Origin of the sequence: Streptomyces sp. NPDC047072, from assembly GCF_040643855.1 — a bacterium.
GTDB lineage: Bacteria > Actinomycetota > Actinomycetes > Streptomycetales > Streptomycetaceae > Streptomyces.
In genome coordinates this window covers 1-16,133 of the sequence record NZ_JBEYVC010000224.1, presented here as the reverse complement: position 1 = coordinate 16,133, position 16,133 = coordinate 1, and the positions used below count along the sequence as shown (strand labels likewise).

At 70.7% G+C, this 16,133-nt stretch carries 12 protein-coding genes; 7 read left to right on the top strand and 5 right to left on the bottom strand.

All coding sequences use genetic code 11. The annotated features are described in order from the left end of the window. Window positions 1-71 precede the first annotated feature (71 nt). Both ABZ896_RS47740 and ABZ896_RS47735 read right to left on the bottom strand, forming a co-directional pair. A complete protein-coding gene (locus ABZ896_RS47740) occupies window positions 72-1,700 on the bottom strand; it encodes a cation acetate symporter (RefSeq protein ID WP_360943974.1) in 1,629 nt (542 codons plus the stop codon). Continuing rightward, entirely contained in the window at window positions 1,697-2,104 is a 408-nt protein-coding gene (locus ABZ896_RS47735; protein WP_360943971.1) for a DUF485 domain-containing protein, read from the bottom strand. Before ABZ896_RS47735 ends, ABZ896_RS47740 begins: the two co-directional genes overlap by 4 nt. Before the next feature lie 378 nt (window positions 2,105-2,482). Between ABZ896_RS47735 and ABZ896_RS47730 the strand changes: the two genes are divergently transcribed. From ABZ896_RS47730 to ABZ896_RS47715, 4 genes are read left to right on the top strand one after another with little or no spacing between them, the layout of a single operon-like run. Then, window positions 2,483-3,391 carry a TIR domain-containing protein gene (locus ABZ896_RS47730; protein WP_360943968.1) on the top strand — a complete coding sequence of 303 codons (909 nt, stop codon included), beginning with the start codon at window positions 2,483-2,485 and terminating at the stop codon, window positions 3,389-3,391. Further along, entirely contained in the window at window positions 3,392-5,017 is a 1,626-nt protein-coding gene (locus tag ABZ896_RS47725; protein ID WP_360943965.1) for a hypothetical protein, read from the top strand. It abuts the gene before it with no gap. Next, window positions 5,014-6,063 carry a MoxR family ATPase gene (locus tag ABZ896_RS47720; protein ID WP_360943962.1) on the top strand — a complete coding sequence of 350 codons (1,050 nt, stop codon included), beginning with the start codon at window positions 5,014-5,016 and terminating at the stop codon, window positions 6,061-6,063. Before ABZ896_RS47725 ends, ABZ896_RS47720 begins: the two co-directional genes overlap by 4 nt. Before the next feature lie 34 nt (window positions 6,064-6,097). Then, entirely contained in the window at window positions 6,098-9,637 is a 3,540-nt protein-coding gene (locus ABZ896_RS47715) for a toll/interleukin-1 receptor domain-containing protein (protein ID WP_360943959.1), read from the top strand. Here the strand turns inward: ABZ896_RS47715 and ABZ896_RS47710 are convergent. Continuing rightward, window positions 9,634-9,900 (bottom strand): DUF397 domain-containing protein, encoded by a 267-nt coding sequence (locus ABZ896_RS47710; RefSeq protein WP_360943956.1) that lies wholly within the window; start codon window positions 9,898-9,900, stop codon window positions 9,634-9,636. The genes ABZ896_RS47715 and ABZ896_RS47710 overlap by 4 nt on opposite strands. Further along, the gene (locus tag ABZ896_RS47705) at window positions 9,872-10,438 is read right to left on the bottom strand and encodes a Scr1 family TA system antitoxin-like transcriptional regulator (protein ID WP_360943953.1); all 567 of its coding nucleotides are present in this window, start codon (window positions 10,436-10,438) and stop codon (window positions 9,872-9,874) included. Before ABZ896_RS47705 ends, ABZ896_RS47710 begins: the two co-directional genes overlap by 29 nt. Before the next feature lie 112 nt (window positions 10,439-10,550). Between ABZ896_RS47705 and ABZ896_RS47700 the strand changes: the two genes are divergently transcribed. Further along, window positions 10,551-10,733, top strand: a complete 183-nt coding sequence (locus ABZ896_RS47700; protein ID WP_360943950.1) for a hypothetical protein — start codon at window positions 10,551-10,553, stop codon at window positions 10,731-10,733. Between the two features lie 2 nt (window positions 10,734-10,735). Here the strand turns inward: ABZ896_RS47700 and ABZ896_RS47695 are convergent, their stop codons facing one another. Continuing rightward, entirely contained in the window at window positions 10,736-12,235 is a 1,500-nt protein-coding gene (locus tag ABZ896_RS47695; RefSeq protein WP_360943947.1) for an MFS transporter, read from the bottom strand. Window positions 12,236-12,682: 447 nt separating this feature from the next. Here ABZ896_RS47695 and ABZ896_RS47690 point away from each other — a divergent pair, with 447 nt between their 5' ends. Both ABZ896_RS47690 and ABZ896_RS47685 read left to right on the top strand, forming a co-directional pair. Beyond that, window positions 12,683-13,471: an ABC transporter ATP-binding protein gene (locus ABZ896_RS47690; protein WP_360943944.1), complete on the top strand. Its 789-nt coding sequence runs from the start codon at window positions 12,683-12,685 to the stop codon at window positions 13,469-13,471. Beyond that, complete coding sequence (locus ABZ896_RS47685) at window positions 13,468-16,047, top strand: FtsX-like permease family protein (protein WP_360943941.1); 2,580 nt, start codon at window positions 13,468-13,470, stop codon at window positions 16,045-16,047. Before ABZ896_RS47690 ends, ABZ896_RS47685 begins: the two co-directional genes overlap by 4 nt. The last annotated feature ends 86 nt before the right edge of the window (window positions 16,048-16,133 follow it).

The window sequence follows — 16,133 nt, the reverse complement described above, 5'->3', positions numbered from 1 at the left end:
CCGGACTCGTACTGCGCGGGCTTGCCGTGCCGGTCCCAGTACTCCTCGATCGGGTCGAGGATAGCCCCCACTCACCCGCAGACATACGACGACCCCTTACGCCCCCTCCTCACCGCCCCCGCCAGAATCCACCCCTCAACCGCCTCGTACTGGCGACGCTGTTCCTCCGCCTTCCGGCGCCCGGAGAGCACGGTCCCCGCCCAGCCGAACAGGAACCCCGCCGGGATCGTCGCCAGCCCCGTCGTCGTGAACGGCAGCCAGTTGAAGTCCGCTTCGGGGAACGCGGCGAGGGGGGAGCCCGAGACGAGGAGCGTGCCCGGCATCAGCGCCAGCACGGACACCGTGCCGCCGATCAGCGTGCACAGCAGGCCCGTTCGGGTGTAGCGGCGCCAGAAGAGGCCGTAGACGAGGGCGGGGGCGAGAGCGGACGCGCCGACGCAGAACGAGAGGATCACCAGCGGCTGCAGGCTGCGGTGTTGGATGAGTGTCGCCAGGAGGATCGTCGGGATGCCCACGGCGAGCGCGGAGACGCGGGCCAGCAGCATCTCCCGGCGCGGTGACGTCCCGCGGGTCGAGAAGACGTCGTGCGCAAGGGAGTTGGCGCAGGCGAGGATCATGCCGGCGACGGAGGCGAGCAGGGTGAGGAAGAGCGCGGTGGTGACCGTCGTGAACAGCAGGGTCTCCGCGCCGGAGACGTCCGGGCCGAACGCGGCCCGGGAGCCCAGCAGATACGCCGTGTTGCCCTGCGGGTCGGCCTCGGCGAGCACCGCGCGCCCGATCAGCGCGGTCGCGCCGAAGCCGACGACGGTGATGACGAGCACGAACAACGCCACCGACGAGACCGCCCAGGACATCGAACGCCGCACCTGACGGGCGCTGTTGGCGGTGTACATGCGCATGGTGACGTGCGGCAGACACGCGCCGCCGATGACGACGGCGAGTTGGGAGGTGATCATGTCGAGACGCGGGTACGGCCCGGCCGCGAACTCCTGCCCAGGACCGAGGAATTGGGACCCGACACCGCTCTGTCGCGCGGCCGCGTCGAAGAGGGCGGACGGGTTCCAGGAGAAGCGGTTCAGGATCAGTACGGCGACCACGGCGCCCGAGCCGAGCAGCATCACGATCTTCAGCATCTGGATGAGCGCGGTGCCCTTCATGCCGCCGATGGCCGCGTAGGCGATCATCAGCAGGCCGAGTCCGATGATGAAGCCCGTCTTGAGGGAGTCGCCGGAGAACCCCAGGACGAACGCGAGGAGTTGGCCCGCGCCGGCCAGCTGCACCAGCATCAGCGGCAGCAGCGCGGCGAGGGTGACCAGGCTCGCGGTGATCCGCACCGAGCGGCCGGGCATCCGGCGGGCCAGCGCGTCGCCCATGGTGAACCGGCCCGCGTTGCGCAGGGGTTCGGCCAGCAGGAACATCAGCAGCATCAGCGACAGGGCGGTGCTGAGCGCGAGGACGACGCCGTCGTAGCCGTAGAGGGCGATGACCCCGCCGGTGCCGAGGACGGTCGCGGCGGAGATGTAGTCGCCCGCGATGGCGAGGCCGTTGCGCAGCGGGGAAAGGGAGTTGTAGCCGGTGTAGAACTCGTCGAGGTCGTCGCGGTCGGGGCCGGTCATCACGCACAGCAGCAGCGTGAGGGTGGCCACGGCGGAGAACGCCACCAGGGACATCGCCTGCGCGGAGTCGCTGAAGCCGGTCATCGTGTCGTCGCCCTTCGTTCGGCGTCCACCTCGGACTGCTTGCGGATGCGGTCGGCGATCGGGTCGACCAGCCGGCGCGCGGTGTGCTCGTACAGGGCGATCGCCAGCCAGGTGACGGGCAGTTGGAGCAGCGCGAGGAGCAGGCCGGTGGGTATTCCGCCGACGGGCTCGCTCGTCATGAAGCCGGGCGCGAGGGCCGACAGCACGAGGAAGAGGGTGAAGTAGCCGAGCGCGGTGAGGGTGGCGGTGCGCCGCTGCCAGCGGTACGCGCTGCGCAGGGTCCTGAGGTCGCCGTGGTGCCCGAGCGGGGCGCGCCGGCGCGGGCGGCGGTGATCGGGTTCGGGGGGCGGGGCGGGCGGCTGCCAGGGGTAGGTGAGGTGGGGTGGGGACGGGTCGTGGGACATCCCGGGGCTCCTTGTGCGGCTCGGAGTTTGGGGAGTGGCGGGGGAGCGGAGCCCCGCACGTTACCCGCCGGTTCGAATCTGTACAGCCCTTTCGACAAACTGATCGGTCGGTATGCGCTTACTTCTCTGACCTGCGGTGTTACCCGCGTTAACTCAGACTTTTGAGTGCCGGATCGTGTCGGTGCAACCGTCCGGTGTCCGCAGGGGTCGTCGCCCTCGGGGCGGGCGCACTTGTGACCACCCGCCAGCGCGCGGCCCGACGCTGGGGGGCGCGGTGGTCCATCGCATCCGACCCTGCCAAACAGGACACCTGGCAGCAGCCGTTGGGTCATCATGGGTCCACTCGCGTGGTGCGCTGCAAGGCAAGGGGGAGGCCACATGAGTGTGGTGCCATCACCTGTCCGGGTTTTCATCTCGTACGCCCATGACGACCCGGCGCATGTCGAACGGGTCCGGGACTTCTGGCTCTTCCTGCGTGAATGCGGCATCGATGCCGAACTGGACCTGCCCGCTGACGAACGCCGCCAGGACTGGGCGCTGTGGATGTCGCGCGGCATCCGGGGCAGCCGGTACGTGATCGTCGTCGCCTCGGCGGAGTACAAGCGGCGCGCGGAGGGCGACGCTCCGGCCGGAGTCGGTTCGGGGGTGCAGTGGGAGGCAGGGCTGCTGCGAAGACTCGTCTACGAGGATCCGACCGCCGCTCTCGACCGGATCGCCCCCGTCGTCCTGCCCGGCGGGTCCGCCGCCGACCTGCCCGACTGGCTGGGCGGCCGCACCACCACCTACTACCCGGTCGGCGAGTTCACCGTCGCCGGTGCGGAGAAGCTGCTGCGACTGCTGACCGGGCAGCGGTACGAGACGGTACCGGCTCTCGGCTCTCCGGTGATCCTGCCGTCGCGGGCGCCGACGCCGTCTTCCGGCCCGGTCGGCACCCCCGCTCCACCGTCGTCTGCGCCCGCGCCTTCCGCGGCTTTCCGGTTCCCCGACCCCAAGGCCCTGCTGGATGCCCTGCTGGCCTGCGAGAAGCTCCACCGCCTCGACACCCGGCACGAACTCCTCGCCCTGATGGGCGAGAACCTCGGCCATGTCTTCGTCGGAGTCGACGAGAGCCGCGACGCCCGCACGCACCTCCGGGCCCTGGTACGCCGGAGCGCGAGCAGTCTGACACCGGACGCGGTGCTGAGGGCCCTGTACGACGCCCTCGCGGACATCGCCCCGGACGACACCGGCACCGAGCGGGTGCGCGAACTCCTCGTGGCGGCGGGCCTCGATCTCGGGGAGGAGTGAGTGGGCAGACGGTTCCTGTGGTTCCGCGGCCGACCCGGAAAGCTGTTCGTCGGACATCGGGCCGAGCCGCTGCTCGCGGCGATCCTGGCCGACATCCGCCGGTTCCAGTCCCTCGAGGACCGCCTCGACCTGCTCCACGACCTCGGCCCACCGCTGCGGGACACCGTGGACCAGCACAACCGCGCCCTCGACCATCTGCGCGCCATCGTCCGCGCCGGTCGGCGCACCGGCACGCTGCCGAGGCTGAAGGACGCGGTGCTGGAGGTGGAGGGAGACGACATCAGCGCCGAGTGGTTCGCGCTCGTCGTCACCGTGGTGACCGGAGCGCGCGGCCCGCTGCCCCTCGGCTTCATGCTGGACCTCGTACGCGAACTGCGGGACCTCCCCCGGGAGTTCGGGGAGCGGGCGGTGTCGTTGTACGTGGCCGAGCGCCGAGCGGACGGCCGGCCGGTGGACACCGGACCCCTCCCGTACGTCCTGCAACGGCTGTACGACGCGCGCGTGGACGGCGACAACCCGACCGCCCGCCGCACGGACCTGCTGCGTTTCCTCGTCCTGCTCCACGAGGAGGCCGTGGAGTGGGGCGAGGGCGACCGGATCGGTCGGCTCCTCGCCCGGCTTCCAGCCCGCGACACCGCCGTACGGGAGATCGCGGCGCATCCGGCGACGGCCTGGACCGCGGCCGCCGGGCGTCAGGTCGTCATCCAGATCCGGGTCCAGGAGGAGGAACCGTACGGCCCGGTGGACGACGACGTGCGGTACACCCGGCGGCACTACCGCCTGCGCGGCTTCTACTACGTGGGCGCGGACGGTGCGCCGTACGAGTTCGGCGGGTCGACGGACCCCACGGAGCTGTTCACCGGCGCCGAACTGGAGTGCCGCGGCAAGGAGTTCCTGCTGGCCTGGAAGGAACCGGCGGAGGTCGGCCGGGGAGCACACCGGCGCTATGAGTTCCTGCTGCCGGACTCCCTGCTGGGCTACCCCGCCGAACGGTGGCCGAGCGGCTCGGCCGGGGTGCCGCTGAGCCTCAACTGCCTGGTCGTCGTACGGTCATTGATGCGCTACGACGACATCTCGATCCACGACCGCTGGACCGACCGCTGGAGCGCCCTCGACCAGGACTGCACACCCGGTGACGCGCTGGCGCGCATCGGCTGGATCAGCCCCGGAGCGGACTCCGTCGACAACTCCCGGTACAAGGAGTGGAGTTGCCCGAACGGCAAGTACCCGCCGCTGCGGCTGGGCAGCCGCGCGGACCTGGAGGCCTGGCTGAGGCGCCATGCCGACCTGGCCTGCCTGGGCCTGGGAGCGCCGTACGACCCGCTCGACGAGCTCATGCTGGGCGCCGTACGCGACGCCCTCTTCTACGACGGCATCCCGGTGATGGTGTGGCGGCGGGACGGCGGCGATCCCGGACTGCTCCTTGAGGCGCTGCGCGACGGACGCCCGCCCGCCCTGCTCGCCGAACTGCCGCACAGCGTCCTGGAGACACGCCAGCAGCGGCGCCACGACGACGAGAGCGTGGGCCACAACATCACCCTGCTGTGGGACGACCCGACGCTCGTCTTCCCCAACCAGTTCAGCCCGATGACCGGTATGCGCGCCGCCGGTGAAGGAGCAGCATGACGCAGACACAGGACTGGTGGGTCTACCGGGGCACCGGCACCCCGCACGACGGCATTCTCCGGCTGCCCCCGGCACCTCCCTGGCGGGCCTTCCGGCACGACGGCGCGGGGCTTTTGGACTCGCCGTCGCTGCCCGATCACGACGCCGTCCAACGGCACTTGGGCCGGGCCGGGCAGGGCGCGGCCTACCAGGCGGGCGAGCGGGAGATCCACCTCGTCAACCTCGCCCTGCACTTGCGCCGGCCTCTGCTGCTCACCGGCAGGCCCGGCACCGGCAAGTCCACCCTCGCGTACGCGGTCGCCCACGAGCTGAAGCTCGGGCCCGTGCTGCGCTGGCCCATCACCAGCCGCTCCACCCTCAAGGACGGCCTGTACGAGTACGACGCCGTCGGCCGCCTCTACGACGCGGGGCTGCGCAACACGGCCCTGGGCGCGCAGGGCGTCCGCGGTTCCCAACCGCCCCCGCCCCCGGACATCGGCAAGTACCTGTGGCTGGGCCCCCTCGGCACCGCCCTGCTGCCCTGGCGCCGGCCCCGCGTCCTGCTCATCGACGAGATCGACAAGAGCGACATGGACTTTCCCAACGACCTCCTGAACGTGCTGGAGGAGGGCGAGTTCGTCATCCCGGAGCTGGCCCGGCTGGGTCGTGAATCCCAGCACGTGACGACCGCGGACCGCGTCGAGGCGGAGATCCGGGGCGGTGAGGTGGCCTGCGCGGAGTTTCCGCTCGTGGTGCTGACCAGCAACGAGGAACGCGAGTTCCCCATGGCTTTCCTACGGCGCTGTGTCCGCCTGGAGATCGGAACGCCGAACCACGAACAGCTCGCCCGCATCGTCGCCGCCCACCTCGGGACCACGTCCGCCGATTCCGCCGAGGCGCGGTCCGCACTGATCGCCGAGTTTCTCACCCGGCAGCGGGAGTTGGGCGCACTCGCCAACGACCAGCTGCTCAACGCGCTCCTGATGGCCGAGCGGGGGCTGTGGGGCGGCGAGACGGGCAGAGCGCTGCTGCGGGACGACTTGCTGAGGCCGTTGGACAAGGGGTGAGGGGCGAGCCGAGGGGGAGGAAGGCGAGGAGCGGGTGAGCGAAGGCGGAGGAGAACGAGCCGACGAGGGCCCTGCGGAGACGGCGGGGTCGGGGGCGGCTGACGGGGCTGCGGCGGCGGGGTCGGGTAGGGCGGTCGACGGTTCTGCGGCGGCGGGATCCGGTACGGCGGCCGACGGCCCTGCTGCGGAGCGTTCCGGCTCTGCGGACACGCTGCGGAGAGAACTCGCCCGGCTGCTGGACGTGGGCGGGGAGCCGGACGCCGGTGACGCCCTCGACGTGCTGTGGATCGCCCGGCTCAGCGGTCTGGAACCGGTCGACTGGGCGCGGTTCGGTGACCGCACCGGTCCCGCACTCGCCGCCACCCCCGCCGAGCCGCCGCCCCTCCCCAAGCCGCAGCCCCACCGCGCCCCCGACCGAGGCCCCGAACCACCCTCGGCGCGCCTCCACCTTCCCGGCGGCAACCCCGCCGCCCCACTCGTCCCCGGCGGCGCGCACACCATCCGCGTCACCCAGCCCCGCGCCCTGCCCGACGTCCTGCCCCTGGCCCGCGCCCTGCGCCCGCTGCGCCAGCGCACCCCCTCCGCCCGCACCCGGGCCCTCGACGTCGAGGCCACGGCCGCCGCCTTCGGCGACTCGGGCCTGTTGCTGCCCGTCCTGCGCCCCGCCGTCGAACGCCGTTTCTCCGTAGACCTGTTGATCGACACCGGCATGACGATGACCGTCTGGAACCGCCTCGCCGACGAACTGCACACCCTGCTCCAGCGGCACGGCGCCTTCGCCGACGTCCGCGCCTGGGCTCTGCACACCGACGGCCCCGTCCCGACCCTGGCCCCCTTCCGGCGAGGCACCCGCACCCCGTCCTCCACCCGCCGCTGGAGGGAGACACTGGCCGACCCCACCGGCCGGCGCGCGGTCCTGATCCTGACGGACGGCGTCGGCCCCGCCTGGTACGGCGGCGAACTCACGGACACCCTCGCCGCCTGGTCCCGCCGCCGCCCCGTCACCGCGCTCCAGGTGCTCCCCAGCCGCCTGTGGGGCCGTACGGCACTCCGCACGTCGCCCGTCCAGGGCCGCGGCACCCGCACCGACCGAGCGACGATCGAGGTCCGCTCGTCCCGCCCGCTGTCCGGCATCCCCCGCGGCCGGGCAGGTGCCACCGCCCGCGCCCGGATCAGCTGGCTGCCGGTCCTGGAGGTCTCCGATCCCTGGCTGCGCCCCTGGGCCCGGCTGGTGTCCGGCCGCACCACCGACTGGACCCCGCTGCGCGCCGCCCCGCTGACGGTCGTGGACCGCCCCGCCCCACCTGCCCCCGCCGACGATCCCACCACCCCCGCCGCCTGGATCGAACGCTTCGAGGAAGGCCACTCCCCGGACGCCTTCCGCCTGCTCCGCCTCCTGGCCGCGGCCCCGCTCAGCCTCCCGGTCATGCGGCTGATCCAGTACGCGATGCTGCCCACGTCCACGCCGATGCACCTCGCCGAGATCTTCCTCTCCGGCCTCCTGGTCCGCCGCACACCACCGTCGCCGGGCGAGGACCCCGACCGCGTCCTCTACGACTTCCGCGACGGCGTACGCGACGCGCTCCTGGACCGCCTGACCCGCACGGAGTCCGTCCGGGTGCTGCAACAGGTCTACGAGGGCGTGAGCGAACACGTCTCCCGGACGATGGGCGGGGTGACGGACTTCGCGGCGCTGGTGGCCTCGGCGATGGAGCGGGGCCCCCGCCCCTACGGCCACGAACTCTCCGAGGAGAGCCGGGCGTTCGCGGAGGTGGCGTGGGCGGTGTTCAACGGAGTGGGCGGGGATTATGCGGAGTTGGCGGCGCGGTTGGGGGGTGGGGCGGCGGAGACGCCGGTCGTGGAGCGCAGGGGGGAGCGGGAGCGGAGGACCTGGTTGCCCTGGCGGCGGAACAGGCGGGGCGCTGTGGAGGGGGCGTCTGGTGGGGTTCCCGCGCTGCCGGAGCACTATGTGCGGCGGGGGGTGACATCCCAGGTCTGTGAGGTGCTGCTTGGGCGGGGGCGGCGGGCCACGTGTGTGATCGAGGGGGCCTCAGGGGTGGGGAAGACCGTGCTGGCCGCCGCGTGCGCCACGGAAGTGGGCGCGGAATTCACGATGGTCCGCTGGCTCCGGGCGCACAGCCGGGAATCCCTGAGGGCGGACCTCGCGGACCTCGCGGTCGAATTCGGCATTGCCAGGAGTCCGGACGATGCTGACTTCCCTCCGTTGTTGCACCGCCACCTGCAACACAACCCCGGCTGGTTGCTCATTTTCGACGGTGTGGGCGCCGAAGGAACCTTTTCGATGGCACGGTTTCTCCCTCCAGAGGAGTGCGGCAGCACGCTGGTGACCCTGGCCGAGGGGGCACATTGGCCGTGGCTGCCGTACGAGACGGTGACGTTGGACGACTTCAGCGGCGACTCCGCTCTGGAGTACGTCCGGTCGACACTCGCTTCGGTCCTCTCGGCCGAGGAGCAGCTAGATCTGGTGGAAACCGTCGGGACCCACCCGCTCACGCTGGCAACAGCCGTCTCACATATCAGGACGGACCCCTCGCTGGCGGACCGCATCGTCACAGAGGCGCTGGAGAGCCGGGCGGAGGTCGCCGGATTCCTCCCTTCACTCGTCTGGGTCTCGCGGGACAACATGTTCATCGGTACAGGCGTCGCTGTGCTGCCGGATACGGTGATCACGGCCTCGGTGATCAACCTGAACAGCGGCGCCTACACCATCCACCAGCCGAACGGTCCGAAAGCGCGCGTGACCGCCTTGGGCACGTTGCTCGATTCGCCGGGACTGACCCAGCTCACCGTGTCGACGAGGACTCTCAAGGGATCGCCCCTCACGCCCGACGGGGAGGGCCGGATCACCGTCGCCGCCTGGATCACCCCGCGCCAGCGGATGCTGGGCCAGCCTCTACTGCGGCTGAAGCCTGTTCGGCCGGACACAGGCCTGCTGCCGACAAGCGCCGCTCTCATCGACGAGCACGGAAACCTGCGCAGTTTGGTCGGGCGCATCCCGCAAAAGAGCCCGCGAGGACCACTCGTGTATTTCAGCTACGCCAACCCGCAGGACAGGCCCTTCGTCCGTGAGCTGAGCAGGGAGCTGAGGAATCTGGACCCCTCCGCATCCACGCTTGGCGTGGACTTCGACGCCAGCCTGCGCATGGGTGCCGATTGGGAAGACCAACTGAAGCTGGCGTTGGCCACGGCCGCGGTCTTCGTACCGGTCTACTCGCCCCGCTACTTCGCGAGTGACTGGTACGGCAAGGAGTGGGACGCCTTCAGCCGACGCCAGCAACTGGCGCTCCGCATAACCGGATTTGTGCGCGACGCGATCGTGCCGGTTGTGCAAGACGACTTGGAGCGCCTGGCTCTGCCGCGGGTCGCCCAGGAAATCCAGTACCTGTACCCGACCTTCGACCTGTCGACGGCCAGGTCGGAGGAGGAGTACCGGCGCATGGTGCACGACATCGCGGCCACGATCCTCGACGTAGCCCGAGCGGCTGATCTACCCCCCTGCGACCCCAGCCTCTTCGACGACCTCCGCAACGCCTTCGCGGACGACGAACCCTAACGAAGCCCGCCGACGAACGCGCTCCAGGCCGCCCCCGAGAAGACCACCGCTGGTCCGCCGGGGTTCTTGCTGTCGCGGACGGGCACGAACGGGCGGGCGGCGTCGTCCACTTCGAGGCAGTCGCCGCTGTCGCCGCCGCTGTAGCTGGACTTGCGCCAGGTGGTGACTTCGAGGCAGTCGCCGCTGCTGCCGCCGCTGTAGCTGGACTTGCGCCACGAGGTCAGGGCGGAGGCGTCAGGGATGCTGGGTTCGTTGCGCTTCATGCTCGTAATCCTCCGCGATCGACCTGAGCATTTCCAGGGACTTGCGGTGCGACAACGCGTCGCCCAGAGCATGATCGTAGGCCACCTGGCATTCGCGGACCACGGACGGGAGTTCCAGGATGCGGCCGGACTTGAGGCCTTCCGCGTAGGCGATGGGCGGCAGGTCCTCGAACCACATCAGCGAGACGAAGCCCTCCATCAGGGAGTGGTAGCCCACCGAGAAGGGCAGGGCGTACACCCGGATCTCCGTCGCCCTCCCCTCGAACTCCAGTGCCTCCGCGAAGTGTTCCGCCACCCTGCGGCCGTCGAGGGCGGGCAGGAAGTTCTCGAAGAACCCGCCCGATTCCAGCACTTGGTCCAGCCGCCGCGCGTCCTCCACGTCCGGCCGTCGCCGCCCCGCCTCGATGTGGGCGATGTGCGTGCGCGACATCACCGCACGCACGCTCAGTTCCTCCTGCGTGAGCCCCGCCGCCTCCCGCCGCCGCTTCAGTTCCGCCCCGTACTGCTGACGCGTCAGCGGGTTGTCCTCGATCGCCACCGGCCAACTCCCCCTCGTGCGGACCTCGTTGTCACGCTCAGCTACCTTCCGAGCGTAACCGGCACCGCGTCACTCTGTGCAGGGATCAGCACAGAAGGTGAAAGGTGACGGCGTGGAACTCTCGAAAGCGCAGGAGGACGGCCTTGTCGGGGCGGAGCTCACCCTCCAGGTCTCCCGCGACGGCGGCCGCACTTGGGGACCCACAGTGACGTACCGCCCGTCCCGTCTGGACGCCCCGATCGACCTCGCGGGCCGCTTTCCGCCGTGCCGGTGTCCGCGGTGCATGCGCGCGTAGCGTCACTGCTCCTTCAGTACCGGGAACCGCCGCGGCGCCAGCACCAGCAGCACCACGAACGCCAGCGCCGCCGCCCCCGCCGCTCCCAGGTACACCGCGTGGACCGCGTCCGCGATGGCCCGTCGTACCGGCTCGGAACCGGTTCCCGCGTCCAACGCGCGCGTGACCGAGTCCAGGTCGCTCGCGCCGCCCAGGCGGGACGCCAGGACGCTGTTGGCGACCGCGCCGAAGACCGCCGCGCCGATCGTCTGGCCGGTCTGGCGGCAGAAGAGGACCGAGGCCGTCGTCGTGCCGCGTTCCGCCCAGCCGACCGTCGACTGGACCCCGACGATCAGGGGGAGTTGGAACAGGCCCAGGGCCGCGCCCAGGAGGGTCATCAGGAGTGTCGGCTGCCAGGCCGAGCCCGGGTACGGCAAGAACGGGAACGCGGACAGGATCAGCGCCGCCGCGCCGATGCCGATCATCGCGGTGTTGCGGAAGCCGATCCGCCGGTACACGTGCTGGCTCAACGCCGCCGACACCGGCCACGTCAACGTCCAGACGGACAGCACGAATCCGGCGGCGACCGGGGCGAGACCGAGCACCGACTGGGCGTACGTCGGGAGGAAGACCGTAGGCGCGACCATGAGCAGGCCGAGCGCGCCCAGCGCGAGGTTCACCGCGGCGATCGTCCTACGGCGCCACACCCACCCGGGGATGATCGGCTCGGCCGCCCGGCGCTCGACCAGGACCACCACCCCGACCAGCGCGAGGCCGGCGGCGAACAGCGCGAGCGACGGCGCCGACAGCCACGCCCACGCCACCCCGCCCTGCACCAGCGCCGTCAACAGCACGCCCCCGCACGCGAACACGGCGAGCGCGCCCGCCCAGTCGACACGCGCGCGCGTGGAGGGCCTCTCGCGCGACGGCTCGTGCAGATGACGCACGATCAGCCACAGCGCCACCGCCCCGATGGGCAGGTTGACGAGGAAGATCCACCGCCAGTCCGCGTACGCCGCCAGCATCCCGCCGACGCCCGGCCCCGCGACCGCCGACACCGCCCACACCGTGGACAGCTTGGACTGGATCTTCGGCCGCTGCTCCAGGGGATACAGATCCGCCGCGAGCGTCTGGACCGTCCCCTGGAGCGCGCCGCCGCCGAGCCCCTGCAGGATCCGGAAGGCGATCAGCGCGCCCATGTTCCAGGCGAGCGCGCACAGCAGCGAGCCGAGCAGGAACACCGCGGCCCCCGCGACCAGCACCGGCTTGCGCCCGAAGGTGTCGGAGAGCTTGCCGTACACCGGCAGCGTCACCGTGACGGCCAGCAGATAGCCCGAGAACAGCCAGGAGAAGACCGAGAAGCCGCCCAGGTCCCCGACGATCTGCGGTACGGCCGTGGAGACGATGGTGGAGTCCAGCGCGGCCAGCGCCATCGCCAGCATGAGCGCGGCCACGACCGCCCCGCGCCGGCGTGTCTCTTGGTGGGGCGCGGACTCGCGTATCGCCGGTCTCGTGTCCCCCACGCCGATTCCTTCCCCCTGCATCTATCTGCCGGAGGACAGCTTCGCACTTGACCCTCACGTCGCGGCAGGGTGCAGCCTGGGTGGACCGGCGGGCGGGACGGTGGCGGCCCTCGGGCGGGCCGGTGGGTGGAGCGGACCCCTACACCGCCTCCACCCGTCGGTGGAGATCCCCTAGGGGTCCCTCAGTACCAGGGCTCGGGGCGGGTTCGTACCGACGGAGGACGAGAGCGGCCGGGGTGCGTCCTTAACCTGGCTTTACGCCGCTGGGGAGCGGTGGGGAGGGGCGGCCCGGATCGCCGGGGGTGGGGTTTTCCCCCGGAGAAGACGGTGCCGAGCACCAGCGCGCGGGACCCGGTCCCGACGCCAGACTGAACGCCGTACCCAGGAAGCAACCGCACGCCGGGCGATCCCGGCGATCTGTTGGCTGACCGACTTAGGAGACATACCGTGACATCGGCTGTGACCATCACCAGGCACGGGGGCACTGGAGGGCGTACGGCCGTTGCCGCGCGGGCGCGGCAGGTCGTCAAGGCGTACGGGTCCGGCGAGACCCGCGTCGTCGCCCTTGACCATGTGGACGTGGACATCATGCGCGGGCAGTTCACCGCGATCATGGGCCCCTCGGGGTCCGGCAAGTCCACCCTCATGCACTGCCTCGCCGGACTCGACACCGTGACGAGCGGTCAGATCCACCTCGACGACACCGAGATCACCGGCCTGAAGGACAAGAAGCTCACCAAGCTGCGCCGGGACCGGGTCGGATTCATCTTCCAGGCCTTCAACCTGCTCCCGACGCTGAACGCGATCGAGAACATCACGCTGCCCATGGACATCGCCGGGCGAAAGCCCGACAAGGAGTGGCTCGCTCGCGTCGTCGACACAGTTGGACTTTCCGACCGACTCAGGCACCGGCCCACCCAGCTCTCCGGCGGCCAGCAGCAGCGTGTCGCCGTGGCGCGCGCCCTTGCGGCCCGTCCCGAGATCATCTTCGGTGACGAGCCGACCGGAAACCTCGACTCGCGCGCGGGTGCCGAGGTGCTGGGCTTCCTGCGCCGCTCCGTCGACGAGCTCGGGCAGACCATCGTGATGGTCACCCACGACCCGGTGGCCGCCTCCTACGCGGACCGGGTGCTGTACCTCGCCGACGGCCGGATCGTCGACGAGATGTACAAGCCGACCGCGGACGCCGTCCTGGACCGCATGAAGGACTTCGACGCCCGGGGGCGTACGTCATGACTGTCATGAAGACCTCGATGCGCAACTTCTTCGCGCACAAGGGACGCATGGCCCTGTCGGCCGTCGCCGTCCTGCTGTCGGTCGCCTTCGTCTGCGGGACGCTGGTGTTCACCGACACCATGAACACCACCTTCGACAAGCTCTTCGCGGCGACCTCCTCGGACGTCACGGTCAGCGCCAAGGGCGCCACCGACAGCGGCGAGACCACCTCCGACAACGGCAAGCCGCCGGTCATGCCGGCCTCGGCGCTGACCGAGGTCCGTCAGGCCCAGGGCGTGAAGTCGGCGGAGGGGACCGTCTTCTCGACCTCGGTGACCGTCGTGGACGCCGACAAGGACAGCCTCTCGCCCTCCAGCGGCGCCCCGACCATCGTCGGCAGCTGGAACGGCAACGACGCCCGCACCATGAAGATCACCTCCGGTACGGCCCCCAAGGGCGCCGGGCAGATCATGGTGGACGCCGACACCGCCGACAAGCACCACCTGAAGCTCGGTGACGAGATCGGCGTGATCAGCGCGGTCGGCACGCACACCGCGCGGGTCTCCGGTATCGCCGACTTCCAGGTCACCAACCCCGGTGCCGCGATCTTCTACTTCGACACGAAGACGGCCCAGGAGACCCTCGTCGGCGAGACGGGCGTCTACACCAACGTCAACGTGACGGCCGCGGCCGGTGTCACCGACGCGCAGCTGAAGAAGAACGTGCTCACCGCGACCGACGGCGCGTACAAGGTGCAGACGGCCAAGGAGACCGCCGACGCCAACCAGAAGGACGTCGAGGGCTTCATGAACGTCATGAAGTACGCGATGCTCGGCTTCGCCGGGATCGCCTTCGTCGTCGGCATCTTCCTGATCATCAACACCTTCTCCATGCTGGTCGCCCAGCGCACCCGCGAGATCGGCCTGATGCGGGCCATCGGCTCCAGCCGCAAGCAGGTCAACCGCTCCGTCCTCGTCGAGGCGCTGCTGCTGGGCGTGTTCGGGTCGGTGCTGGGCGTCGGCGCGGGCGTCGGCCTCGCGGTCGGCCTGATGAAGCTCATGGGCTCCATGGGGATGCACCTGTCGACCGACGACCTGACCATCGCCTGGACGACCCCCTTGGTGGGCCTGCTCCTCGGTGTGGTCGTCACCGTCCTCGCCGCCTGGCTGCCGGCCCGCCGCGCGGGCAAGGTCTCCCCGATGGCCGCCCTGCGCGACGCGGGCGCCCCGGCGGACGCCAAGGCGGGCCGTATCAGGGCCCTCATCGGCACGGTCCTGACCGGGGGCGGCGGCTACGCCCTCTACCTGGCCGCGTCCGCCGACAAGGCCAAGGAGGGCTCCCTGTGGCTCGGCCTCGGCATCGTGCTCTCCCTGATCGGCTTCGTCGTCATCGGCCCGCTCCTCGCGGGCGCGGTGGTGCGCGTCCTCGGCGCCGTCGTCCTCAGGGTCTTCGGTCCGGTCGGCCGCATGGCGGAGCGCAACGCCCTGCGCAACCCGCGCCGTACGGGAGCCACGGGCGCCGCCCTGATGATCGGCCTCGCGCTGGTCGCCTGTCTGTCGGTGGTCGGCTCGTCCATGGTGGCCTCGGCCTCCGACCAGCTTGACAAGACGGTCGGCACGGACTTCATCATCCAGTCCGACAGCGGGCAGATGATCACGCCGGCCGCGGTGAAGGCCGTGAAGGACACGCCCGGTCTGAAGCGGGTCACCGAGTACAAGATCACGGAGGCCGACTACACGACCCCCGACGGCAAGCTCCTCAAGAACACCGACATCACGGCGGCCGACCCGTCGTACGCGACCGACCTCCAGACCAAGACGGTCGCCGGCAAGCTGGCCGACGCCTACCGGCCCGACTCGATGTCCGTGCACGAGAACTTCGCCAAGGCGCACGGCATCCACCTCGGCTCGAAGATCAAGGTCGCCTTCGACGACGGCGCCACCGCGAACCTCACGGTCCGCGCCATCACCAGCAACGAGGGCCTCATCGACGCGGGCTCCAAGTACATCTCCATCGCCACGCTGGCCAAGTACGTGCCCGCCGACAAGATGCCCCTGGACCAGCTGGTCTTCGCGACGGCCAAGAGCGGACAGCAGGACGCGGCGTACACCTCGCTCAAGTCCGCGCTGCACGACTACCCGCAGTACACCGTCCGCGACCAGACCGACTACAAGCAGGCGCTCAAGGACCAGATCGGCCAGCTCCTGAACATGATCTACGGCCTGCTGGCCCTCGCGATCATCGTCGCGATCCTGGGTGTCGTGAACACCCTGGCGCTCTCGGTGGTCGAGCGGACCCGGGAGATCGGCCTCATGCGGGCGATCGGCCTCTCGCGGCGCCAGCTGCGGCGGATGATCCGCATGGAGTCGGTGGTGATCGCCCTCTTCGGCGCACTGCTGGGCCTGGGGCTGGGCATGGGCTGGGGCGCCACCGCCCAGAAGCTCCTCGCCCTGCAGGGACTGAAGGTCCTGGAGATCCCCTGGCCGACGATCACCGCGGTCTTCGTCGGCTCGGCCTTCGTGGGCCTGTTCGCCGCCCTGATCCCGGCGTTCCGGGCGGGCCGGATGAACGTCCTGAACGCGATCGCGACCGAATAGCCACCCCTGGGACGGGGGAACGCCCGGCGCCGAGAAGATGATGGAGGCGGCGATCAATGGCTGACCCGAAGGGCTTCCTGAACCAC